This is a genomic window from Kosakonia oryzendophytica (genome assembly GCF_027886705.1).
Classification (GTDB): domain Bacteria; phylum Pseudomonadota; class Gammaproteobacteria; order Enterobacterales; family Enterobacteriaceae; genus Kosakonia; species Kosakonia oryzendophytica.
Genome location: NZ_CP115659.1, coordinates 3820889 through 3843382, shown reverse-complemented (window position 1 = coordinate 3843382; position 22494 = coordinate 3820889). Strand labels below are relative to the sequence as shown.

General features: G+C 52.9%; 17 protein-coding genes. 7 read left to right on the top strand and 10 right to left on the bottom strand.

Features of this window, described 5'->3' with window-relative positions; all coding sequences use genetic code 11:
* Window positions 1-96: 96 nt before the first annotated feature.
* From O9K67_RS18645 to O9K67_RS18630, 4 genes are all read right to left on the bottom strand, one after another.
* On the bottom strand, window positions 97-1011 hold the full coding sequence (locus tag O9K67_RS18645; RefSeq protein ID WP_061496990.1) for a phage tail protein: 915 nt from the start codon (window positions 1009-1011) through the stop codon (window positions 97-99).
* A 247-nt stretch (window positions 1012-1258) separates the two neighbouring features.
* Window positions 1259-3367, bottom strand: coding sequence for an HlyD family efflux transporter periplasmic adaptor subunit (locus tag O9K67_RS18640; protein WP_061500098.1), 2109 nt, complete (start codon window positions 3365-3367; stop codon window positions 1259-1261).
* An 11-nt stretch (window positions 3368-3378) separates the two neighbouring features.
* Window positions 3379-4698 carry an efflux RND transporter periplasmic adaptor subunit gene (locus O9K67_RS18635; RefSeq protein ID WP_061496989.1) on the bottom strand — a complete coding sequence of 440 codons (1320 nt, stop codon included), beginning with the start codon at window positions 4696-4698 and terminating at the stop codon, window positions 3379-3381.
* Window positions 4695-5498, bottom strand: a complete 804-nt coding sequence (locus tag O9K67_RS18630; RefSeq protein ID WP_271044617.1) for an efflux RND transporter periplasmic adaptor subunit — start codon at window positions 5496-5498, stop codon at window positions 4695-4697. Before O9K67_RS18630 ends, O9K67_RS18635 begins: the two co-directional genes overlap by 4 nt.
* A 701-nt stretch (window positions 5499-6199) precedes the next feature.
* On the opposite strand from O9K67_RS18630, the gene O9K67_RS18625 reads away from it, so the two are divergent.
* The 3 genes from O9K67_RS18625 to O9K67_RS18615 all read left to right on the top strand — a co-directional run bounded on the left by O9K67_RS18625 (window position 6200) and on the right by O9K67_RS18615 (window position 9277).
* Window positions 6200-6691: a FlhC family transcriptional regulator gene (locus O9K67_RS18625; RefSeq protein WP_271044616.1), complete on the top strand. Its 492-nt coding sequence runs from the start codon at window positions 6200-6202 to the stop codon at window positions 6689-6691.
* Window positions 6692-6898: 207 nt separating this feature from the next.
* Window positions 6899-7726, top strand: coding sequence for a BglG family transcription antiterminator LicT (gene licT / locus O9K67_RS18620; protein WP_061496987.1), 828 nt, complete (start codon window positions 6899-6901; stop codon window positions 7724-7726).
* A 147-nt stretch (window positions 7727-7873) separates the two neighbouring features.
* Window positions 7874-9277, top strand: coding sequence for a glycoside hydrolase family 1 protein (locus O9K67_RS18615; RefSeq protein ID WP_061496985.1), 1404 nt, complete (start codon window positions 7874-7876; stop codon window positions 9275-9277).
* Window positions 9278-9376: 99 nt separating this feature from the next.
* Here the strand turns inward: O9K67_RS18615 and O9K67_RS18610 are convergent, their stop codons facing one another.
* Entirely contained in the window at window positions 9377-9598 is a 222-nt protein-coding gene (locus O9K67_RS18610; protein ID WP_061496983.1) for a hypothetical protein, read from the bottom strand.
* A 254-nt stretch (window positions 9599-9852) separates the two neighbouring features.
* Here O9K67_RS18610 and O9K67_RS18605 point away from each other — a divergent pair, with 254 nt between their 5' ends.
* Window positions 9853-11742 carry a beta-glucoside-specific PTS transporter subunit IIABC gene (locus O9K67_RS18605; RefSeq protein ID WP_061496981.1) on the top strand — a complete coding sequence of 630 codons (1890 nt, stop codon included), beginning with the start codon at window positions 9853-9855 and terminating at the stop codon, window positions 11740-11742.
* Between the two features lie 197 nt (window positions 11743-11939).
* A complete protein-coding gene (locus O9K67_RS18600; protein ID WP_061496979.1) occupies window positions 11940-13529 on the top strand; it encodes a carbohydrate porin in 1590 nt (529 codons plus the stop codon).
* Between the two features lie 38 nt (window positions 13530-13567).
* On the opposite strand, the gene O9K67_RS18595 is transcribed toward O9K67_RS18600, so the two are convergent.
* From O9K67_RS18595 to bamA, 3 genes are all read right to left on the bottom strand, one after another.
* Complete coding sequence (locus O9K67_RS18595; protein WP_061496976.1) at window positions 13568-13972, bottom strand: H-NS family histone-like protein; 405 nt, start codon at window positions 13970-13972, stop codon at window positions 13568-13570.
* A gap of 294 nt (window positions 13973-14266) precedes the next feature.
* Window positions 14267-14560, bottom strand: coding sequence for a hypothetical protein (locus O9K67_RS18590; protein ID WP_061496974.1), 294 nt, complete (start codon window positions 14558-14560; stop codon window positions 14267-14269).
* 46 nt (window positions 14561-14606) lie between these two features.
* Window positions 14607-17030 carry an outer membrane protein assembly factor BamA gene (gene bamA / locus O9K67_RS18585; RefSeq protein WP_061496972.1) on the bottom strand — a complete coding sequence of 808 codons (2424 nt, stop codon included), beginning with the start codon at window positions 17028-17030 and terminating at the stop codon, window positions 14607-14609.
* A 134-nt stretch (window positions 17031-17164) separates the two neighbouring features.
* Here bamA and O9K67_RS18580 point away from each other — a divergent pair, with 134 nt between their 5' ends.
* The gene (locus O9K67_RS18580) at window positions 17165-17353 is read left to right on the top strand and encodes a hypothetical protein (RefSeq protein ID WP_061496970.1); all 189 of its coding nucleotides are present in this window, start codon (window positions 17165-17167) and stop codon (window positions 17351-17353) included.
* Between the two features lie 464 nt (window positions 17354-17817).
* On the opposite strand, the gene O9K67_RS18575 is transcribed toward O9K67_RS18580, so the two are convergent.
* Window positions 17818-20088, bottom strand: coding sequence for a TonB-dependent siderophore receptor (locus O9K67_RS18575; protein WP_061496968.1), 2271 nt, complete (start codon window positions 20086-20088; stop codon window positions 17818-17820).
* Window positions 20089-20523: 435 nt separating this feature from the next.
* A complete protein-coding gene (locus tag O9K67_RS18570; protein WP_061496966.1) occupies window positions 20524-21441 on the bottom strand; it encodes a LysR family transcriptional regulator in 918 nt (305 codons plus the stop codon).
* 172 nt (window positions 21442-21613) lie between these two features.
* Here O9K67_RS18570 and O9K67_RS18565 point away from each other — a divergent pair, with 172 nt between their 5' ends.
* On the top strand, window positions 21614-22363 hold the full coding sequence (locus O9K67_RS18565; protein WP_061496964.1) for an SDR family oxidoreductase: 750 nt from the start codon (window positions 21614-21616) through the stop codon (window positions 22361-22363).
* Window positions 22364-22494 lie beyond the last annotated feature (131 nt).

The following is a 22494-nucleotide window of genomic DNA, read 5'->3' as shown; positions in this document are numbered from 1 at the left end:
AATTGAATAGATATATTTGCATTTTGTGCTTTTTTTGTCTTTGTTTCGCCAATGCGTGTGATGGGCAGCAAAAAACTGCCCATCCGCAACGGTGAATCAGCCTGGATTAACCGGATAAAGCCCTGTGACAGCGATACACGCGGTGAGGGGCAGTGACGGATCGCGCACCGGTACCGAGACCGACACCGGCACCGTAACAGGATTTGGCGTGGTGACATTGGCCCCTACATTGACCGTACCGGTTAACGGCAGGGTGACCGTGCCAGCCGCTGAACCTGATAACTGGCCGCCGCTGGCTGTTCCGGCAACTGAACCGCTGGCGGTCCCTGTCACGCTGCCATCTGGCCCCAGTTGCCGGTCATTGGTTGCACCCGCGGGGGCGTAGAGTAGTGCGGCGGGACCGCTAACGGACGTTAACAGGCTTTTGTCCGCCAGGTTAACCGAGCGACCGCTGGTGGTTGATGAGCCGATTTTGGCAATACCGGTGACGCCAAGACTGGCAACGGCATTAAACGGCAGGTTTGTAATGCTGCCGGTAAGGGGCAGAGTGACCGACGTGCTGTTTCCGCTTAGGGAAAGTGTCGCCGGGTGGGTATGTGGCGGAATTTGCGCCGCATTGAGCACGACTGAACTGCTGCCGCTGCCAACGGCGGTTTCCTGACCGATGACTTTTCCGAGCGTATACGTAACGTTACCTGACGGCGTTGCGACCGTACCCGTACCGATTGCGGTTTTGCCGCGCAGATCAGGCAGCGAGAACGTCGTGGGCGCTGTGCCGCCGTAGATGTTGCCAATCAGGGAATAGAGCGCCTGGTAACCATTGACGTTCAGCGTTCTGCCGTCGGCGGGTAAATAGCCCTCCGGGCAGTACCGGATCGCCATATAACACACACTGCCAATAAATTCGTCACCCGCCCCGTTGCAGGCGAAAGCCGACTGCGGTAGCGAAAAAGCGATCCCTAACGTAGCGGCAATGGTGGTTTTTGTAAGCAAATATTGAGCGCGTTTCATACAGATCTCTCCTTGCCAGAAAGCGGCTTCACGGTATAGCTAAGCCCATCGGATAACAGTCATCATGCTGTTTAGCCCCAGAGGTGGGGGAGGTACGGGTATGCCGCGGCAGAACGGTATTGTGATGGAATGTCCGGCCACGATTAAAACATAGCCAGACAATTGAGATTTGTCTTATAGATTCAAGGATATATTCTTTATCTTTTTTTCGGCGACTGCAGACAGCGGTTTCGTCTGTTGACGGGGATCAGAATCCGCTCTCGCGGATCCCCAGCGCTGCGACCCGCCGCCATACGGCGCCCAGGATCGACTCTTTTTCCCCTTGCAGAATGACACTGCCCCGAAGCGGTTGTTGCGGCGGCTGGAATTGATCATCCTGCACCACAAAGCGGACGCGATATTGTGCCTGTACCGGTTGCGGGTTGTGGTCGCGATCGCGACGTACGGCGATGGGGCCGTGACGATCGGAGGCCAGCATCTCTTGCTGTAACCAGGCGGTGCCGGTGGGCGCAATATCGCTTAAGCGAACCGCAAGACGCGGGTAGGCCGGATCGTCAGCAATAAACTCTCCCGTCATGCCGGTTTTCGCGCGCGTGAGGGTGTCTTCAGGCAAATAGCCCTGGACTTTGCCAGCGCCAGGCTCAACCACGCGCAGCAGGGGTAAATCGGTAGGCAGCCAGCGACCTTCTGTCATATCCCGTGCGACGTCTCTCACCTGGCCCGCCTGCGGCGCGGTGATCGATAACCGCTGGCGCTGTGCATCCAATCCGCGGTAACGCGCCAGCGATTCTGCCAGTTGGCGGTCAAGCACCTGCGTTTCGCTGGCGGTTTCCTGCCTCCCTGCACCACGCTGGCGCTGTTGTTGCAGGACACTAATCTGCTGGCGTTCAATGGCAAGGCGATAATCCAGATCGGTCGAGGTCAGCTCCAGCAATACCTCGCCCGCGTTAACCTGTTGACCGTCGCGGACATGCAGTGAGCGCACCTGAGCGGCACTCGGGGCGTAGAGTACGCTGACATTTTCCGCTTCCAGCACTGCCGGAATGCGGATACTGCCGCGCCATGGAAACAGCAGGACAGCAAGGAGCGCCAGCAGGATCAGGCCAGAACGCAGCAGCCTGGCAGGGTGAGCAGTTTTACGCATAGACCACCAGATAGAGGCTTCTTTCAGCACCGGAAGGGCTATAAACCAACCAATTTCTACCAGCATCAACATGATGCCGATGACTTTGATGAAAAAGTGATACACCAGCAGCGCAATGCCAAAAAACAGGAAAAAGCGCCATATCCATGAGGCATACCCCCACAGCAGCAGTTTACGTTGTAAGGCAGGCGACCAGGTGTGCGGCGGTGGGTGACCGTAAGCAAACAGGGCTTCACGTAAGCGCCAACGGCACAAGGCATAGGCGCGATCCTGTAAATTTTCGACTCGCCAGAAATCGCTCAGTAAAAAATAACCGTCAAAACGCATCAGCGGATTGAGGTTGACCACCAGCGTGGTGATCCAGGTCGCGCTGGAGAGCATAAACACGGCTGTGCGCAGTGGACCATCGGGCAGCAGCGCCCACGTCAGCAATGCAATGCAGGCGAGGATCAGCTCCGCCAGAATGCCGCCTGCGCTGATCAATAATCGGGCGCGCCGATCCTTCAGTTTCCAGGCATCGCTGACGTCGGTATAAAACAGGGGGAACAGTACGATAAATGCCACCCCCATGGTTTGCACCCGGCAACCCGCGCGTTTCGCCATAAACGCATGCCCCAGCTCGTGGAAAAATTTGGCGAAGACCAGTGCCATGCCGAAGACCGCCATTCCTTGCAGACTGAACATATGCGGAAAGGTTTGGGTATAGCGCACCCAGTCACGGCTAACGAGAAAGCCCCCCAGCAGCAATATGCACGGTAATACCACGCGCAGCATAGGCAGACCGTAACGTTGCAGCACTGGCCAGCAACGACCGAGCAGCGGATCCGGACGCCATAACGGTATGCGGAAAAAGAGATACTGGTGCAGCAAGGTTTTCCACAAACTGATCCGCTGTGCTGCGGCTTTCAGGGGATACCCCTGGCGTTGCAACGGGTCGCTGGCGGCAATCAGATCGTGACTGCGCAGAAAGCGCAGCAGTTGTTCCAGCTCCTTTTCCTGTAACGGCAGACCGGGCTCCTGGTTCGCTGCTTCCAGCACCTTGTGGGGCTGGCGCAAAGGCCAGTGACGCAGCAGACGTATCGCGGAGGGCGTCAGCGTGAAGTAACGCCCGGTGACCGGATCCGCCAGCACCCATTGGGGAGCGCCGTCCAGCCCTTTCGCGGACTCCACCAGTTGCAGGTCGCGGCGCAGCGCGGGCAGGATGCGGCTCATGGCCTCGTTTGTCATAATCCAACCGACTGACGTAATACTGCGAGTGGGCGCCGGAACAGATACACCGCCAGCGGCACATATTCACCCGAGACTTTAGCCGTACCGCGTAAACCAATGCGCGGCGGCTCTCCGGTGAAACGGGCGTCCAGGCGGTACGCCAGATTGCCGGCGGGTGTCTGCTCTGATTCGTAAGCAATGCGGTCTAACAGCGCACCGTGTGGAGTAAGCGGATCGCTATCGAGAAAGAGGGTGATCGGCGCATCCGGCTTCAGGCGGATAGCATCACCGACATCCAGTTCAATACGCAGCGACACGGAAGCCGGATCGGCCAGATCCATCAACCGTTCTCCGGTACGCACGGGTTTCCCCACCCAGCGCTCAGCATCAGCGAAAACAGCGATGCCATCCCGCTCGGCATGGATTTCGCTGCGGCTCAGAAGCGCGTTGGCATAGTCTCGCTCGGCGCGCTTTTGTGCGACCTGCGCCGCAAGAAAATCGAGCCTTGCTTTGGAGTCGCTATCCTGAAAGGCACGCTGGGCGCTGGCGCGGTATTCCGCTTCCGCAACGTTTAACGCCCGTTCGGCAACATCCGCCTGCGCTTTTAAGGTGGTATCGTCAAAACGCACCAGCAGGTCACCTTTGTGTACGGCCTGATTGGGCTGCACCGCAAAGGCCTGAATCACGCCGTCCAGTGGGGCTGCCACAATGCGACCGTTAAGCGGGATCACTTCCGCTGGCGCCAGCACGGACTGGTGTACGGGAATAAACAGGCATCCGACCAGCAACAGGGCAGGGATCGCCAGCTTCCAGCGCCAGCGAGTGCGTCGCCAGACCGGTTGTGGCTCCAGCGCCAGCCAGGCATGGCTAAAGGCGTGCGCCAACTGCTCTGCCAGCCGTTGTTCTGCCTGTTGCCAGGGGTGCTCTCGCGCATACCAGATACCGCCAAATACGTGCCCCTGGCGATCTTTCAGTGGTACCCACAGCGCTTCCGGGGCGGATAGCGCCAGCCAGTCATCACGGCTTTGTTGATCTAACGCGGTGGCGTCGACAACGGCGCATTGGTCATATTGCGGCTGGCGTTGCAGCCGGGCGTTGGCCCGCTCGATAAAAGCGACGAAGGGGGCATGAGGGGCAGGTTGTGTCACGCCGGTGACGGCACGCACTGTGCCGTTGATCACCAACGCGGCATGGCGAAATCCGAACAGAGACTGGCTGTCGTTGACGATGCAATAAGCCAGTGCTTCGATTGTCTCTGCCGAACGCGCCTGGCGTTCAATGTCCAGAAATTGGGCGAAGACGCGTTCGCCGGAAAGGGGAGGCGTGTTGCTCACGGTTTCTCCTGGAAATGCGCAGTCCCGCTCATACCCGCCATCAGGGTGCTGTCACTGCTGTCGATAGCCCCTGTCAGGCTCAGCGTTTGACTGCTTTCATCAATACGCGCCCCCAGCCGGGAGACGCTGGCGCGCAGCGGCTTGCCGGTTTCATCCGGTGTGAAGGTAAACGTCAGCCCAGGCTTAAGAATGGATAACCAGCTCGACGGCACCAGCAGGTCAATCTCCAGATGCCGGTTATTGACAATATCGATCACCGGCACGCCAGCCGCCACGCTCTCGTAAGGCTGGGCGCGACGTTTGACCACCTGACCGTCAAACGGGGCCAGAATCCGACAGCGGTTAACCTGAATCTGGTAAACCTGGCTTTCCGCCTGCGCCTGCGCCAGGCGCGCAGCAGATAAGGACACGGCATGCCTGCCAACCGATTTCATCTGCGCCAGTTGCTGGTTTTGATTCAATTCGGCTTCTGCTTCCCGCGTTGCTGCCTGAGACGCGCTTAATTGAGCCTGATAGATGGCGCAATCAAAACGCGCCAGCAAATCGCCTTTTTTGAACGGATCGCCTTCCCGAAACGGCATATCGACGATACGCCCCGCCAGATCGCTGGAAATCGTCGCTTGATCGACCGCCACCAGCATGCCGCGGGCCTGATTGTCCGCGGGGTTATCCGGTTGTGTGGAATGTGGCGCGGGGCTCAATAATGGATCAGCAGCCTGCGCCGGAAGATGGAAAAAACAGAGGGAAAGCGTCATCAGGCCAATGGCCCGACGAAAAACAGCGTGTTTAACCTTATTCACACTAACCTGCCTTGAGTCCGCTGGGGTGTGTGCAAACCAGAAGGCGCGGGAGACAACCTTCTGAATCTTCACCGAATAGTCATACTTATTGTGACGAGTATAGTAAACCAGCAAAAAATGAAAGGCGATGAAAGGTAAGAGTAAGGTTACAAATTTGTTGCGATAAGCACGAAAATGAGCATCGGCGAGCCTCTGTGGTTGCGGTGATTTTCAGAGGTTGCTATACGGATTTTATTGACTGAGATGATAAGACAATCAAAAAGGCGAACCAGATTTCTGCGCTGAATTACATTTTTTTGTGATGTATTTAGCATTACATAGATATCGAAAAGAGTTTTATTCTCACTCAAATAAGAGAAATCGTGTTTTATATTATTGTTATAAATTTGCTGAAATAGCCTTAACTTATATTTGCTGTGCTTGCTCTATTGTGAAAAGATTAAAAAAAGTGCATTAACTGTATGAAATTTATCCCGTAATCCTGTGGTGGTGGGGCGTCTGCTGCGGTTTTGCGGTTTATTTATTAAGAAAACCTTAAGGCAAATTCTTTGCTGCATTTTTTTTATTTATATTCAATTAATTCCCCATAATTGAAAATTTGGCTGGAAAAGTTTCATTTAAGATGTATATTCATAAGGATGTTATCACGGCGAAGCCACTTTTTTATTTCCGATATTATGAATAAAAATTTATCATTTGAAATGCAAAAGGTTTCTCTCGCCTTATTACTGATTAATAATGGCAGCGCCTCGCTATTATTAACGGATAAACGTGTCCGGGAAGAAACCCCCCCCTTTTCCTCCGCCTGGTTTTCTGATGCTGGTAACCGGCTGCATGCCCGCTACTTGTGCACCACCTGGCACTATTTAAAAGAAAACCGATGTGGCCAACACCATCAAACTGCGGTTGACGCCTATGTACTCTATATGGCGGATTGTCTGCCTGAACTCGGCTCCGGGCCAGTATTAACGCTTGGGCAGGTCATAGCATTGATTCAGGCTTACGAAAATTGCGCACAGCTCGCTGGCAGTTGCCCACCGGTTTACTGCTTCGGCCAGCAGCAGGAGACCTCTGCTCTTGAGGAGTGGGTTTATTCCTGCTGCATGGGGGGGACGTTTGACGCGTTGCCAGCGCAGTTGACGAACGTCTGCGACTGTCGCGTTTCCTGCCCTCCATTGCAGTTTCATCCATGATTATCATCACAGTTCATGGCCTGAAGGGTTGTGACTGGCGGGGCGATTCGTTATAAGAGTCGCTTAGGGACGTCATCGGAAAACTGAGCGAAACCTGATTCCATTGCTGCCACTGTGGTCGCAATGGAATCAGGTTTTTTTTTGTCTTTTTTTCGTGCGTCGCCGCCTCCGGGAAGGGTCTCAGGACCATACAGTGAGATAGCTGGAATGAAAGTAGAAAAAATACTCAGCAATAACGCTGTCCTGCTCACGAATGAAAAGCAAGAGATCGTGGCAATCGGACGGGGAATCGGTTTCGGCAAAAAGCCGGGTGACCAGGTAGACGAGAGCCAGATAGAGAGTCAGTTTGTTAAAAAATCCGCCGGGCTGGCGGATGTGCTTGCGCAGTTGCTGGCTGAAATCCCGCCGCCGCATTTGGCGGTGACGGAGCAGATTATTGCGCTCGCCCAGCAGCGACTGGCGATCACCGTGCAGGATACGCTGTTCCTGGCGTTAAGCGATCACATCAATTTTGCCCTTCAGCGACACAGCAACGGCCTGACGATCAAAAATTTCCTGCTGTGGGATATCAAGCGTTTCTATGCCCAGGAGTTTGCCGTCGGGCGGGAGGCGCTGGCGCTGATTGAGGACAGGCTTAATATTACTTTGCCGGAGGATGAAGCCGGTTTTATCGCTTTGCATCTGGCGAATGCCAAAAATAACAGCGATATGCACAGCACCATGCAAAGCGCCACCATCATTAAAGATGTGCTGACGATCCTGAAATACGATCTGCACATTACGCTCAATGAAGAATCTCTGGATTATCAGCGCTTTATTACCCATCTGAAGTTTTTTGCCCTGCGTCTGTTGAACCGGGACACGGTGACGCACGGCGATGACAGCATTTATCAGGGTATCACTGGCATGATGCCGGCAGCTTATGCGTGTGCGATGAAGGTCTATGATTATGTTGAGAAAAATTACGACTGCCAGCTAACTACCGATGAGGTTATGTTTCTGACTATCCATATCAACCGATTAAGCGGCGTCTAAACGCCATTTTTACAGGGCGTAACTGAGTGATTCAGGCGAAACCTGCGACAGCACCGACATGCTTTCCTGTCGGTGCTGAGCAGGTTTTTTTATTTCTGATCTGCCGGGCTACAGCGGCAGACAGCCGATGAGAAAGGAGAGAAAACGATGCAAATGGCATTTCCGGACGGTTTTTTGTGGGGGGGCTCGGTAGCCGCTAATCAGGTTGAAGGCGCCTGGAATGAGGGGGGAAAAGGCGTATCGACGTCCGATCTGCAACCCCAGGGCATTCATGGCAGCGTGGTCGCGCGGGACGGGGTGAACAGCTGCATCAAAGATGTGGCGATTGATTTTTATCACCGTTATCCGCAAGACATTAAGCTGTTTGCCGAGATGGGGTTTACCGTGCTGCGTACCTCGATTGCCTGGGCGCGTATTTACCCCAACGGCGATGAGATGCAACCCAATGAAGAGGGGCTGGCGTTTTACGACCGCCTGTTTGATGAAATGGCGCGTTACGGCATTCAGCCGCTGATCACCTTGTCCCATTACGAAATGCCTTATGGCCTGGTAAAACAGTACGATGGCTGGGGTGGTCGGGAAGTGATTGCCCTGTTTGAGCGTTATGCGCGCACCGTGTTTACCCGCTACCGTGACAAAGTGAAATACTGGCTCACCTTTAACGAGATCAACATGGCGCTGCATGCGCCGTTTACCGGAGTGGGGCTGGAAGGTGAAAGAAGCCAGCAGGAGATTTATCAGGCCATTCACCATCAACTGGTTGCCAGTGCCCGGGCAGTTAAAGCCTGCCATGAGATCATTCCGGATGCGAAAATCGGCAGCATGTTGCTGGGCGGCATCCGCTACCCTATCACCTGTAAACCGGAAGATGTGTTAAAGGCGCAGCGCGTGAATCGTGACTGGCTGTTCTTTGGTGATGTGCAGGCGAGAGGGGCGTATCCGGCATGGATCCGGCGTTTTTTCCGTGAAAATGACATTACGCTGAACATCACCGACCAGGATGCTGTGGATCTGCAAGAGACTGTCGATTTTATCTCCTTCAGCTACTACATGAGCGGCTGCGCCGCTGCGCAACCGGAACGGTACCAAAGCTCGCGCACCAACATTATGCGGATGATCCCTAACCCACACCTGGAAAGCTCAGAGTGGGGCTGGCAGATCGATCCGCAGGGGCTGCGTTTTTTGTTGAATGAATTGCATGATCGTTACCAAAAGCCGCTGTTTATTGTGGAAAATGGCCTGGGCGCGAAAGACGTCCCGACGGCGGATGGCACCATTGAAGATGATTATCGCATTCAGTATTTGCAGGCGCATTTGCAGCAGGTCAGAGAGGCGATAGAAGATGGTGTTGAACTGCTGGGTTACACCAGTTGGGGGCCGATTGATCTGGTGAGCGCCGGTACGGCGCAGATGTCGAAACGTTACGGTTTTATCTACGTTGATCGTGATGATGCAGGAAATGGCACGCTGGAGCGTCGTCGTAAGAAGAGCTTCTTCTGGTATCGCGATGTGATTAGCAGTAACGGAGCCAGTCTGAACGATCCGTACTGAGGGCTCGTTTTGTCTGCCGCGTACGGTTTCCAGGGTGATGAAAAACACTCGCGGGGGGATTACCCCCGCTGAATTCACAGCCTGCTTAAGACGTCACCGTCACAATGGCCCGGCGATAAGCGAACAGCGACGGCGTCCGTCATCCTGCACCGGCAGAATGATATGGAATGGCGTCGCGGTTTTCACCGTGGGCGCAACAAACCTGGCGTCCATTGTTTCGCTCTGTTCCAGTTTTAGCTCCGGGGCAAAATGGATGCCCATCGTGGTGGCGGTGGGTTCTTTGTACTGCCACCAGCGGTAGCGCAGGCGATCGTTATCCACGACGCGGGAAATTTAGTGATGATTTTCACAAAACGGGAGGTTTCAGTAGTAATTCCTCACGGAGCTTGTTAGAAAGAGGACGTTCGTCAGGACGTCACCAGAATATTCTGGGCGAGACCTGGATAAAGCAGTGTGTTTTTTCACACTATTTTATCCAGGTTTTTTTTTGCTTTTTTTCTGCTGGCCAGCGGATACAGGCAACGAGCGCATATGAACTGGCAATTTTTGTCGTTTATGAAACGGGAAGTCTCATTATGAATAGCAACGTTCTGGCAGAAAATATTCTGCCGCTGGTGGGTGGGGAAGATAACGTCGCAACGTTAGTGCACTGCGCAACACGGCTGCGTTTTAAAATTATTGACCACAGCAAGGTCAAGCTGGCGGAGCTTGAAGCGCTGGATGGCGTTATTACGGTGGTGAAGGGGTCAGGGCAATTACAGATCGTGATCGGCAATCGTGTCCCGGAAGTGTTTCGCGCGTTTGGCGCCATTTCTGGTTTGCTGGATGATGATAAAGTCAAAAAAGCGCCAGCGGAGGAGAAAAACAACGTCTCGGTGCTGGGACGGCTGATTGATCTGGTCGCGGGCATTTTCACACCACTGCTTGGAGCGATGGCGGCGGCGGGGGTACTGAAGGGCGCACTGGCGATTGTGCTGGCGGCGGGCTGGATGAGTAATAAAGAGACCACCTACATTATTTTGCATGCGGCATCGGACAGCCTGTTCTATTTCCTGCCGTTGCTGCTGGCCATCACCTCCGCGCGGAAATTTGAAACCAATATTTTTGTGGCGGTCTCCATTGCCGGGGCGCTGATCTATCCCAGCATTCAGGGGCTCTTCGATGGCGGCCAGCCGGTGACCTTTTTTGGCTTACCGGTGATGATGATGAAATACACCGGGACGGTGATCCCGATTATTTTCAGCGTCTGGCTGATGTCGATAATCGAACGTTTCCTGAACCGCCATATCCATGAAAGCGTGCGCAATATCCTTACGCCATTTTTCCTGTTAACGCTGATGGTGCCGCTGACACTGATGACCATCGGACCGGTGGGCATCACTATCAGTGAAACGGTCGCCTCGCTGTTTGTGTCGATTTACAGTTTTAACCCGATTATCGCCAGCGCGCTGATGGCGGCGGCGTGGCAAGTGCTGGTTATTTTTGGCGTGCACTGGGGGTTTGTCACCGTCTTCATTAATGATATTTCCGTGATGGGGCACAGCTTCCTCAAAGCTGCTTCCAGCCCCTCGGTGTTTGCTCAGTCCGGTGCATTGCTGGCGGTGATGCTGCGTGCGCAAGACAAAAAAATGAAAGCGCTGGCGGGCAGTTCCTTTATTGCTTCTCTGTTTGGCATTACCGAACCGGGCGTTTATGGCGTTACGCTTAAGCTGAAAAAACCGTTTGTCTGCGCGGTCATTGCCGCCGCTTTCGGCGGTGCGGTCGTGGGTTATGCGAAAAGTTCGGCCATCTCCATGGGAATGCCCGGTTTACTGACATTACCTATCTTCTACGGGGAAGGGTTTGTTGGCTTTATTATCGGTTGCGTTGTGGCGTTTATTGGCAGCTTTGCGTTAACCCTGATCGTCGGGTTTGACGAGCCAAACGCGCAGCCTGTACAGGCCGCTCCGGCGGTAAAAGAGAACAAGCCAATGGCGCGTAAAACCCGCGAATCGGTGTCGCCCTCCGTCTCCTCAGAGCACATTGCTGCCCCGGTTTCCGGTGCCTTGATCCCGCTGAGCGAGGTGGATGATAAGGTCTTTTCGACCGGAATTGTTGGGCCGGGGTTTGCCATCGTGCCGGAGGAGGGCCGGGTTTATTCCCCTGTCGACGGTGAGATTGCCAGTACGTTCGCCAGTGGACACGCGATAGGCATCCACTCGACGGGCGGAGCGGAAATATTAATCCATGTCGGTATTAATACGGTGCAGCTCGAAGGGCAATATTTCCATATGCAGGTAAAAGAGGGCGATACGGTTAAAAAAGGCCAGTTACTGTTGATCTTCGATCTCGATGAAATTAAGCAGGCGGGTTATGACACGGTTACACCCGTGATTATTACCAATGGCGATGCCTGGCGCGAGTTACAGATCAGCGATAAACCGCATTCCCGCTTCGGCGAACCGGTGATAGCACTGTCGGTATAACATTCCCACTTCGCGGGAAATAGCGGCGGTGAGCGTGATTGTCACCGCGATTAATTAAAATAATGTTGATTTGTTAACGTAATTATCCCTTCAGGACGTGACTGATTTAATTCAGGCGAGACCTGCAACTGGCGGAGTAAATACCTGTCAGTTGCGGGTCTTTTTGTTTTTGGGGGATGCCATATTGAGGGGTCATCATGAAGATGAAAAAACAGTCATGCAAAAAAAACATTATCGCCATGGTATTAATGTCGTGCTATGCCGCCAGCGGTGAAGCCATGGCGCAAAATTTAACGCTGGAGCAGCGTATGGAAGCGCTCGAAGCGCAATTACGCGTCACACAGCAAAAATTACAGGCCTACGAAGAAAAAGAGAAAGCGCAACAGCACACCGTTGTAGCCTCTACCGCGTCTCCGCTGACCGTAACAACGCAGACGGCCCACGCTGCTGCTGCACCAACGACTGAGCCTGCGTTGTCGCCGACAACATTAAAGAAAATCAGCCAGTACGTGCAGGACGATACCGGGTTTAAATATTCCGGCTATTTCCGTTCGGGATGGGCGACCACCACCAATGGCGGGCCCAAATCCTGGGCGGTAGGATCGCTGGGGCGTTTTGGTAATGAGTATGACGGCTGGTATAACTTGTCGCTGAAGAAGCGGGCATGGCGCGATGGCGACAAATCCATCTGGGCAAACGTGCAATTTGAAGGTGACCTGGGCTTAACGCAGAGTAATGAATCTTTCGAGAAGGGAATGTCCGGCGGTGGAATGGGCAAACTCAGTAAACTCTATGTGGAAGGTAATGGCCTGCTGCCTTTTGCACCGGAAGCCTCGGTCTGGGTCGGAAAACATACGCTGCCGCAGTATGAAATTCAGCAACTGGACTGGAAGAGCAACCGTACCCTTTCAGGGGCAGGCGTGGGGATCGAAAATATGAAGCTGCCGGTTGGCGCAGTGAGTATGGCGATCACACGTAACGATATTGATAACTACAGTACTGTCTGTGCGGCGGGCGCATCCAGTTGTAGCGATACCACGCAGGTTAACGTGAATATTGCCGAAGTGCGTTACAAAAACCTGCCGATAACCGGTGATATGACGCTGGAGTTAGGGGCGAAATATGCCTTCGCCAACCAAACAGATGAGCAAAAAAAGGCGCAGGCGAACAGTGAATATTATCAGGTGAAATCTTCCTGGTTGGGCCAGGCTATTTTGCGCAACCCGGTGCAGAAGGGGTCTAACGAACTGACGTTGCAGGTGGCGGATAATTCGCTGGCCAGTCAGTTTATGAATATCTCCAGCGCCAACCCGGATTTTGATTACAACAGTGCGTATTACGGTATTCACAGTGGGGGTATCGGTTGGCGGCTGGTGAATCAGGGGGAATTTTATCTGGGTGAGAAAATCATCATGGCGCATGCGCTGGTATATGGTCGTGGTCACGATCTCTACTCCACCTATACCGGTGCGCATACGGATTTTGAAACCGCGCGCGCCGTTATTCGCCCGTCGTGGATCTGGAGCCGCAACATGCAAACGGCATTGGAGTTAGGGTATTTCACGCAGAAAAACCATGTTGACAATGTCACGAGAGATGAGTCGGGTTATAAGGTGACGCTGGCGCAGGTGTACAAAGTTGATACCAGTATTCTTAACTCGCGTCCGGAAATTCGCTTCTATAGTACTTACCTGAAAGCGCTGGAGAATGAGATCGATACCCAGACATTTAACGATGGGAAAGATTATCAAATAAGCGTTGGGGTGCAGGCCGAAGTGGTGTTTTGACAAAAAAAGAGGGCGGTATTGCGCCGCCCTTTTTATTTTCAGATTTCGAAATCTTCGAGTTTCTTGCCGCCTTCAATGGCTTTTGCAATCGCTTTTGGCGTGCGGCCCTGGCCGGTCCAGGTTTTCTCGCTGCCATCTTCATCCACATACTTATATTTTGCCGGGCGAGGTGCGCGGACAGATTTGGATTTTGATACCTGACCTTTCAGAGAGGAAAGAAGCTCAGTCGGATCAATACCTTCATCAATTAATTTTTGACGGAACGCAGCCAGTTTGGCCTCTTTCTCTTCTTGTTCTTTGCGCAAAGAAAGATCTTCTTCACGGCGTTCTTCAACAACCACTGTCAACTTTTCAAGCATCTCTTCAAGTGTTTCAAGAGTAACTTCGCGAGCCTGAACTCTCAGCGTGCGAATGTTATTTAGTGATTTAAGGGCTTCTGACATAACGTCACTCCTTGTGATGGAATTAAAAAGCTTTCCACCTAATTTTTAGTGATATCTTCATAAAGATCAATACAGGGAACGCTGTTTTAGCAAATATATACCCTGCTTTGCAAGTGTACGACTTAATAGATATCTTACTCACCGCAATTCAACCATCAGCGATAGCTGAAAAAAACGCGTTACATTTATGGCGTCACGTCTCAACAAAAGAGATGCTTGCCAATCGATACACGCAGAAATAATGCCGCGTGCAGCCGTTTTCTTCACGCTGCGGCGAACGAATTTCTCGCCTGCTTATTCATGATATATCGCCTGTTTCAGCCGGGAAAAATTATTTCTGAAATCCCGCGTTTTTTCTTTTCGGTCCGTGGTGGCGTGTGCCGCGATTTCAGCGCTGCTAAATGTTTCGTTAAATAATTCCACATATTCATGACGGAGATTTCGGCACAACAGGTAGCTAAGGAATTTGGCGCGCGTCAGGCACTGCCGGGAATATTCCTCGGTTGTTGCCAGAACAGCGCGCTCCAGTTCATATCTGAAGTCGAAAAAATCCACTTTGTTAACACTGACTGGTGATTTTTTCTTCATGTCCGTTTTTCGCAAAGCAAGGGTAAGAGATCGTCCGTTATAACGGTTACCAGGTTTTACCTATATTAAACTGGAACTGCTCTGCTTTATCTCCGTCATATTTTTTAAACGGCTCCGCCCAGGAAAAGACTAGCGGACCCAGCGGTGACATCCATTGCAGAGCAATACCGGCAGAAAAACGAATATTATAGGGGGCGCTGTAGTCGGGAAGTCCCGCCGCCTGGGTTTGTGCGGTATTGCGCCAGGTGGTATTCCAGACCGTACCGGCATCCACAAACAGCGACGTGCGAACGCTGTCGGCATATTTATCGCTAATGAAGGGCGTCGGCACAATAAACTCACTGTTCAACACCACCGTTGCGTTGCCGCCAGATGCATCGGACGAGGTTTTTAACGGGCAGGCGCTGTAGCTGCTTTCCGAACCATTACAGCGATAGTAAGCCGATTTCGGACCGATGGTATTTGACGAGAAACCACGCACCGATGATGAACCGCCCGCGTAGAAATTGTCGTAAAACGGCACTTCTTTGCCATTCAAACCACCGGCATAGCCTGCACGCAGATGCTCCATCCACACCCAGTTTTTGTTTTCGGCTAACGGCACATATTGCGTCGTATCAAACGTCAGCTTGTAGTAGCTGTTATCCGAGCCCGGAACGGTGACTTTCCCGGTTAAGCTGCTTTTGTTCCCCGCTCGTGGAAAATAGCCACGGTCAAGATCGTTATAGCTCCAGCCGAGGCTGGTGAAGAAGTCATTAGCGCTGTACTCCGCATTACTGTCGCCATCTTTGGTGACCACATCCGGGTAAATACCGCGCGAGTTGAGGTAGCGCCAGGTGTTCAGCTCCGGCTCCATATTGGTTATCCGGTTATGCACATAATCGAGCCCCACATTGAGCGTATTATTTTCGCTGATAGGGAAGCCCAAATTGCCGCCCAGCCCGTAACTTTGCTGGTTATAGCTGCCGGTATCGGCATCGGATGCGTCGTAGCTGTTGTAGAAAATTTTCCCGCCAAGGCTAATGCCATCAACGGTATACCAGGGATCGGTGATGCCCAGCTCGATATAGGATTGGTAGCTGCTGCGCGTGCCGTTGAAACTGACGCTGTTGCCCGAACCCAGCCAGTTGTCCTGAGTGACGCCCAGTTGATAGCTAATGCCGCTGTCGGTGCCATAACCAATACCGAAGTTAAAGGAGCCGGTGTTGCGTTCCTTCACCTTATACACCACATCGACCTGGTCCGGGACGCCGGAAACCGGCACCGTCTGGGTGTCGACGGTTTCAAAAAAGCCGGTGCGATCGAGGCGCTCTTTCCCTTGCTGCACTTTGTCGTCGTTCAGCCATGACCCCTCCATTTGACGCATTTGTCGACGTAATACTCTGTCGCGAGACGTATCATTGCCTTCAAAGCGGATCTGGCGCACGGAGTAACGACGACCCGCATTCACGTTAATATGCAGGCGGACGGTTTTTTGACCATCGTCGATTTCAGGCTGCGTTTTCACCTGCGGCCAGGCGTAACCATATTTGCCAAACAGCTTTTTGATATTACTTTCCATGCCGGTAATGGCTGCGCCGCTGTAAGTTTTGCCTTCAAGCGCTTTCGCCAGCGCGTTAACTTCTTCATTGTGCTGCACGAGATCACCGGTTACCGTTGTGCCGGTGACCTGATAACGCTCACCCTCGGAAATAGCGATGGTGATGTATAACGATTTTTTATCCGGGGTCATACTGACCTGGCTTGAGGTGATATCAAAGCGCGCATAACCTCTGTCGAGATAATAACTGCGCAGTGTTTCAATATCGGCTTCTAATTTTTGCTTCTGATATTTTTTATCGGCAATAACATTCCACCACGGCAGCTGGTCACGCAACTGTAACTGATTGAGCAGCGTTTCCTCGCTAAAAGCCTGGTTGCCAATAATATTGATTTGAGCAATTTGTGCTGAAACGCCTTCCTGGAAAACAAATTTTAAATCCACGCGATTGCGCGGTAATGGGGTGACCACCGCATGCACCTGCGCACTGTATTTCCCAACGCTGTAATAAAAATCCTGTAGCGCTTTTTCAATATTCGCCAGGTTATTACGATCGAGGGATCCGCCTTCATCAATTCCGCTGGCGCTTAAGTTCTGCTTCAATAATTCATCTTTAATGGCTTTATTGCCGGAAAAGCTGATTTTGGCGATGGTCGGCCGCTCTTTTACGTTAACCAATAATGTGCTGCCGTCGCGCAGGATCTGCACATTCTCAAAGTTTCCGCTGGCGTACAGCGCGCGTATTGACTCACTGATATCGTCATCGCTCACGTCTTCGCCTGTTCTTACTGGCATGTTTAACAATGCTGCGCCAACGGTGACACGCTGCAACCCGTCGAAACGGATGTCATCTATCCGGTACGTGGTGGCGGCCTGCAAGGCGAAAGGAGAGAGCAAAAGTCCGGCGATGATATTGCGTTTTTTAAACATGAATATGTCGTCTAAGAGATATATAGCGTAGAGAGCCTGCCGAAGTTAACTCTGGGCGATCCCTGAACAACGATCGAATTTACCCAAAACACCCCGAATAAAAACGCAGAATCACATTTAATTATGGTGAAACAATGGAGAAAGAATGGATAATCCCGGTGAGTAAAAAGTTATTTAATGATGGAACTTTTTTGCAACTATTCCATCAAAATGGCGTCGGCGATGAATCTAATGTTGTTTTATTTTGCGTATTAAATGCAAAAAAAGCCCCCTTCTTCAACGGGGGGAAGGGGGAAAAGTTTGTTAGGATTACAGTCCTTTGAATAAAACAAAGAACGCGATAACAATAACCTTTAATACGCCAGATAAAATGGAGTCAGCATGAATAAATTATGGGGCTGGTGTCGACGTTTTATTCATTAAAGAAAACCCTGTCTCTAACGTGGCTATATTCTGGCAAATGAACTGAACAAACGTCTGCGGTAATAGCAGAGAGCTGGATGATACGGGCCGGGAAACGCGTGGGGTTCCCCCCTTCACCGCATTGCTGCGGTTGGGATTTGGAAGGGGGGAAGAGGTACTACATATGAAGGAGCGGCATTGCGCCACTATTGACCCTGACGGAATTCATTTCCAGCAGAACCAACGAGGCAATAATAAACCTACACCGTGAACGGATTATGCAGAAGCGGTGAAGATTTTGTCATCATATATAACAATGCAGGCATACCGCGCGTTGCTGAATAAAAAGCCGGAATATCCTTATATTCCGGCATGGCGATGAGCATCAAAAATGCGTATTGACGCTGACATAGAAGGTACGGCCGGATTCGTTATAGGTCTCCGCGCCTGCGCCATACAGATAAGCGCCCGTGGTGGAGTTACCGGTGGTCTGGGCGTTACCTGCGCGATAATGGCGGACATCAAAGATATTCTCAATGCCGCCGGTCAGGCTCAGGTTTTTATTCACCGTCCAGGTCGAACTCAGGCCAACGATACTGTACGGGCTGACTTCATTCAGCTCGCTACCGGAGACTGCCTCACCTTTGTAGTTAAAGCGTTTCGGTTTCTGGCGTCCGTACCAGGTAAAGGTACTTTGCAAAGAGAGATCGTCACGCACCTGCCAGGAGAGCGCAGAGTTCAGCGTGAATTGCGGGATCACCGACAGACGATCGCCGGTCTTCTTATTTTTACTTTGCAGTATCCAGGTCATGTTGTTGGTCCAGTTAACGGTCTCGCTTACCGGCACATTTAGTGTGCCTTCCAGACCTTCCACCAGCGCTTTGGGAATGTTTTCCCATTGATAGATACTGGTTTTGCCGTTGCTGGCGGTGCCGACGGCGGCGTAACCAGACTCGATCTTATTGTGGTAGTCGTTACGGAACCAGGTAATGCCCGTCTGGAAGCCGTCGTGCTTGTACTCAATACCGATCTCTTTGTTGACGCTGGTTTCGGCTTTCAGATCGTCGTTACCCATCAGGTAACAGGCGGCGCTGCTGTTGTAGCAACCCTGACCGTTGCTGTAGAGAATATAGTTCGGGTTGAGCTGGTAGAGGTTCGGCGCTTTGTAAGCGCGGGCAATCCCCAGTTTCAGCGTCCAGTCTTCCGCCAGCCCCTGCGACAGGTTTAGCGACGGGCTCCAGTTATCGCCCACAATGCTGTGGTGATCAAAGCGCAGCGCCGGGGTCAGCATGGTGCTGTCGGTGAGAGCAAGGTTATCTTCGGTGAACAGAGAGAAAATCTCGGCGCTGGAGTAAGGGCTACGACCCGTGCTGTCGATGCCGGAGATCGAGCCATACGAGAGCGACTGGGTGGTGGATACCCCGTCTTTCATCCTTTGCTGGTTCCACTCGGTACCGACGGTCAGGTTTTGGTCCACACCCAGCGTAAAGGGGATGTTGATCTCACTGTGCAGCAGTACATCCGCCAGGTCGATATCGGAGAATTTATCGCTGGAGAAGATCCCTTCCGTGCCGCCAGCCAGACCTTCATTGATCCTTGAGTTGCGGGTGCGCTCATACTGAGCGTAAGTGTTGGTGGTGACGCCATTGTCCCAACCGCCGGTCCAGGTCACGCCATAGGTCTGTCGGTAGAGGCGGTTGGTCTCTTTGCCGTATTTGCTCTTCACCAGCGTACTGGTGTTGGTGTTCTGCGTGTCGCCCGCATACAGGTTGCCCTGGCGGCTGTAGCCGGATTCAAATTCCAGCGCCTGCATCGGCGCAAACTCCCAGCGCATTTTGCCATGGATATCTTTGTTGATTACCCCTTCGCGACCCGCCGGATAGGAACCCGCATAGGTGCCGGTGCGCGCCGCTTCGTGGCCGGAGTTAATGTCCTGCGCATCGGCCTGGGTTTTACTCAGGTTGCCCCACAGGTTAACGCTGACGGTATCCGAAACCGGGCCGTTAAGACTGAAGTTGGTGCGTTTTGTCGCGCCTTCTTTGCGATGCTGCGGTGCGTTCAGGTAAGTGTTCCAGGAGCCGTGCCATTCGTTCTGGTTCGGTTTGGTGATGATGTTGACGACCCCCCCCATTGCACCGTTGCCATAACGCGCGGCAGCCGGGCCACGGATCACGTCGATATGATCGATCATTTCCGCCGGTACCCAGCTGCTGTCGCCGCGGCTGTCGCGATCGCCGCGCCAGCCATAGCGTACGGCATTACGGCTGGTGACCGGTTTGCCATCAACGAGGATCAGCGTATTTTCCGGTCCCATGCCGCGAATATCGATTTGGCGGTTATTTCCCCGCTGTCCGCTGGTGGAGTTACCCGTCAGGTTTACGCCGGGTTGTGTACGGATAATTTCCGACACATCCCGTGCGGGGGGATGTTTGCTGATTTCATCCGCCGTAATGGTGGAAACGCCGGAGGCCTGTAAGGTCTGTTTAGCGGCCGTCACGACCAGCGTATCTTCATTTTGCGCGGCTGTGCTTGTGCTGTCGGTTTTCTGGGTGGCGTCAGACGTATTGTTGGTGTCAGCGGCGTATGCCGGAAGCGCCAGTCCCCAGAGAGCCATGTGAACCAGCATGGCCAGTGAGTAGTGCGAAGTATGTTTCATGCCATATTCCCTGTTTTCTTCTTGTACGCTCGATTCTCGCTTTCCACTGCCGACGCATTTTGCAGACGTCGTGACGCCTCCTTATGCCGTGGCGTTAAAGATAAGGTAAAGCCGGTACCCGGCCTTTCAGCGCCAGCGAAAAAGGAATAAAGCGAGAGAGGTTAATACATGACGTTATTAGCAAGCTAAATCATGCACTAACGACGGTAGTGGAAACAGCATTGATTATCAAGATAATAATCATTCAAACTTTGCCAAATATAATGTCGTTTATAAACAGTAGGTTAAAATGTTTTTAGGATGAGCTTGCATTATTGAAAATCTATTAAAGATACAAGATTACTTATTTAACACATATTTTATTCATATTTTCTACATGATGTTTTTTTATTCAGCAATGTTTAACGGGATAATATTTTCCGCACGCTATTTTTTTTATTTCATCACGCGACCGCTGATCCGCGCCGGGAAACATTCCAGCAGCCAGTCAATAAAAACGCGCAGGCGGTGCGTGAGGTGGCGGTTTTGCGGGTAGACCACGTGGAAAGGGTACGGTGCCGGGCGCCACGCACTGAGGATCTCCACCAGTGCCCCCTCTTTCAGCGCCGCGCAGGCGGCATAACTGAACGTCTGGATGATGCCGAGTCCCGCCAGCCCGGCGGCGAGATGGGCGTTGCTCTCATTAATACCAATGCGGTGGTCGACTTTGATCTCGGTTTTTTCGCCATCGCGGGCAAAGCGGAAAGGGAACGCTCTGCCTGTTTGCGGGGAGAGATAACTGACCAGCCGGTGACCATTTTTCAGCTCCTGCGGATAAGCCGGCGTGCCGAACGTTTGCAGGTAACCCGGTGTTGCGCAGGTGATCAGCGTCGCCGCGCCAATATGGCGGGCAATCAGCGACGAGTTATCCAGTGGGCCACCACGGATCACACAGTCAATGTTGTCGCTGATCAAATCCACCGCGCGATCTGACACGCCCAGATCGAGACGAATATCCGGGTAACGCGCCATAAAATCGGGCAGGGCGGGGATCAACACCTCTCTGGCTGTCGAACCGCCTACATCAACGCGTAACTGGCCGCGTGGTGTGCTGCGCGCCGCGTTAAAGCCGGTATCAATATCTTCCAGATCGCGCAGAATACGTGACGTTTTCTCATAGTAATCGCGGCCTTCCGGCGTGACGGTGACCCGCCGGGTGGTGCGTTGCAGCAGGCGAACGCCGAGGTGCGCTTCCAGCTCCTGCACCAATTTGCTCAGCGTTGCATTCGGCATCTCCAGCGAATCCGCCGCCCGGGTAAAGTTGCCTGCTTCCACGACGCGGGCAAAAGCCCGAATGGCCATTAACTGATCCATGATCTTCTCCTGCAATGTTCTGCATGATTATACACAGTGGTGAATAGTCATTTTCATTTTTCACTATTTTTCAATAAAAGTCCCGGCGCTACATTACCGCCATGCCTGAGGCGACAAGCGGTGAACGTTCAGGTGAATCCATTAACCCGATACTGAATATGAGGAATACATCATGAACACTGCATTGAGCGGAAAAATTGCGCTGGTAACGGGCGGGACCAGCGGGATCGGTCTGGCAACGGCGAAAGAGCTGGTGGCGCAGGGGGCACGCGTGTTTATTACCGGTCGTCGGCAAAAAGAACTGGACGCCGCCGTTGCGGAGATCGGCCACGACATCACCGGCCTCCGTGCTGATGCATCGGTGCTGTCCTATCTCGACACGGTGTATGCGCATATCGCCAAAAGCGCCGGGCGGCTCGACATCCTGTTTGCCAACGCAGGCGGCGGCGATATGTTGCCATTAGGCGCTATCACGGAAGCGCATTTTGATCGGATTTTTGCCACCAACGTACGCGGATTACTGTTTACTGTACAGAAAGCCCTGCCGCTGTTGGTTGACGGCGCGTCCATTGTGCTGACCGGGTCGACCGTTTCGATCAAAGGCACTGCCAACTTTAGTGTGTACAGCGCCAGTAAAGCGGCCGTGCGTAACTTTGCCCGCTCCTGGTCGCTGGATCTGCAAGGGCGCGGGATCCGCGTGAATGTGGTCAGCCCAGGGCCGGTGCGTACGCCGGGTCTGGGGGACCTGGTGCCGGATGAACATCGCCAGGGATTGTTCGATGCGCTTGCCGCGCAAGTGCCGCTGGGCCGTCTCGGCGAACCGGAAGAGATTGGCAAAGTGGTCGCGTTTCTGGCCTCCGATGCCGCCAGCTTTATTAACGGTGCTGAGCTGTTCGTCGATGGCGGTATGGCGCAGATTTAAGCGCGAGAAACAACACGCCCCCGTCAGCGGCGGGGGTGTGAGATTTTCCGTTTTGTGCAATAGCTAAGTGATTTAAGTACGTTGTCATTTCCAGCTTCCTCTCGCATCGTTGCGCTGAAAAGAGCAAGCAG

What these genes read in the sequence shown, in the direction of transcription:
- licT (WP_061496987.1), top strand. Translation starts at nt 6,899, where the DNA reads ATGAAAGTAGAAAAAATACTCAGCAATAACGCTGTCCTGCTCACGAAT.
- O9K67_RS18640 (WP_061500098.1), bottom strand. Translation starts at nt 3,367, where the DNA reads ATGAGCCGCATCCTGCCCGCGCTGCGCCGCGACCTGCAACTGGTGGAG.
- O9K67_RS18590 (WP_061496974.1), bottom strand. Translation starts at nt 14,560, where the DNA reads ATGAAGAAAAAATCACCAGTCAGTGTTAACAAAGTGGATTTTTTCGAC.
- O9K67_RS18570 (WP_061496966.1), bottom strand. Translation starts at nt 21,441, where the DNA reads ATGGATCAGTTAATGGCCATTCGGGCTTTTGCCCGCGTCGTGGAAGCA.
- bamA (WP_061496972.1), bottom strand. Translation starts at nt 17,030, where the DNA reads ATGTTTAAAAAACGCAATATCATCGCCGGACTTTTGCTCTCTCCTTTC.
- O9K67_RS18625 (WP_271044616.1), top strand. Translation starts at nt 6,200, where the DNA reads ATGCAAAAGGTTTCTCTCGCCTTATTACTGATTAATAATGGCAGCGCC.
- O9K67_RS18580 (WP_061496970.1), top strand. Translation starts at nt 17,165, where the DNA reads ATGGAGAAAGAATGGATAATCCCGGTGAGTAAAAAGTTATTTAATGAT.
- O9K67_RS18595 (WP_061496976.1), bottom strand. Translation starts at nt 13,972, where the DNA reads ATGTCAGAAGCCCTTAAATCACTAAATAACATTCGCACGCTGAGAGTT.
- O9K67_RS18615 (WP_061496985.1), top strand. Translation starts at nt 7,874, where the DNA reads ATGCAAATGGCATTTCCGGACGGTTTTTTGTGGGGGGGCTCGGTAGCC.
- O9K67_RS18575 (WP_061496968.1), bottom strand. Translation starts at nt 20,088, where the DNA reads ATGAAACATACTTCGCACTACTCACTGGCCATGCTGGTTCACATGGCT.
- O9K67_RS18600 (WP_061496979.1), top strand. Translation starts at nt 11,940, where the DNA reads ATGAAGATGAAAAAACAGTCATGCAAAAAAAACATTATCGCCATGGTA.
- O9K67_RS18605 (WP_061496981.1), top strand. Translation starts at nt 9,853, where the DNA reads ATGAATAGCAACGTTCTGGCAGAAAATATTCTGCCGCTGGTGGGTGGG.
- O9K67_RS18645 (WP_061496990.1), bottom strand. Translation starts at nt 1,011, where the DNA reads ATGAAACGCGCTCAATATTTGCTTACAAAAACCACCATTGCCGCTACG.
- O9K67_RS18565 (WP_061496964.1), top strand. Translation starts at nt 21,614, where the DNA reads ATGAACACTGCATTGAGCGGAAAAATTGCGCTGGTAACGGGCGGGACC.